The sequence below is a fragment of the Streptomyces sp. WM6386 genome (assembly GCF_000972385.1).
GTDB lineage: Bacteria > Actinomycetota > Actinomycetes > Streptomycetales > Streptomycetaceae > Streptomyces.
Genome location: NZ_JXTE01000246.1, coordinates 1 through 927 on the forward strand (window position 1 = coordinate 1; position 927 = coordinate 927).

1 protein-coding gene is annotated in these 927 nt (G+C 65.0%); it reads left to right on the forward strand.

Translation table 11 applies throughout. The features are described 5' to 3' along the window. Positions 1-271: 271 nt before the first annotated feature. Positions 272-927, forward strand: a 656-nt coding sequence (locus TN53_RS41025; RefSeq protein ID WP_046263978.1) for a haloacid dehalogenase, incomplete at its 3' end; no start/stop codon positions are given.

Here is a 927-nt window from a genome sequence, read left to right on the forward strand (position 1 = left end):
CTTCCTGCCCCTTGTAGTGCACGGCGACGAGCGCCCCGTCCGCGACGAGACGCCGCGCGATGCCCCGACCGATCCCTCGCCCATGGACGCACCCATTCGTTCGGCAAGTGCCGGCCACACCCTCGCGCAGCCCTTGGCGAAGACAAGCCCCTAAGTAGCTATAAAAAACCGCTGATCCGGTTTATTATGGGTCCAGTGCTCCAGTGCCTGCTCCATCTTTCAGCAGCATGGCCCGCACCAGTTCGGTGCGGCCCGATCCGGAGGCAGTCTCATGGCTCCCATAGCCCTACAGCATCTGCGTCTCATTGCGGTCAACATCGACGGGGTGCTACTGAACGACACATTCAGCCCCGTGATCCACCGCTTCGTCGTCAAGAACGGCGGCGTCTACACAGCCGAACTGGAGCGTGCCGTGTTCTCGCAGCCCCGGCTCAAGGCCGCCGCCGCCATCGGCGTCCCAGGCTCCCCCCAGGAAGTGGCAGAGGCCTACTTCCGCGAGCGGGAGCTGTACCTGCAGGAACATCCGGTGCACCCGCTCGCCGGCGCCGGGCGGCTGCTGGGACGACTTCGGCGCCTCGGAGTGCCCCTGATCTGCTACGGCGGGCTGGAACGACCGCACTTCGACCGCCATCTGGCCAGGTACGCCCACTACTTCGACCAGCCTCAGTACGTGTGCACCAACAGTTTTCGTCCCGGGGTCCGCGAGATCGCCACGGACCTGTTCGGTCTGCGCTGCGACCAAGTGCTGTTCATCGACGACGTGGCACGCGTCGCCGAGGCGGCACAGACGTTGGGGGCGGCGTTCATCGGGCATCCGAGCTCCTATGAGCACAGCTTCCAGGAGCAGTTGATGCGTGAGGCCGGCGTACGGCACCTGGTCCGGTCGCTCGACGAGATAGACGAGTCCCTGCTGTACACCCTTGATTC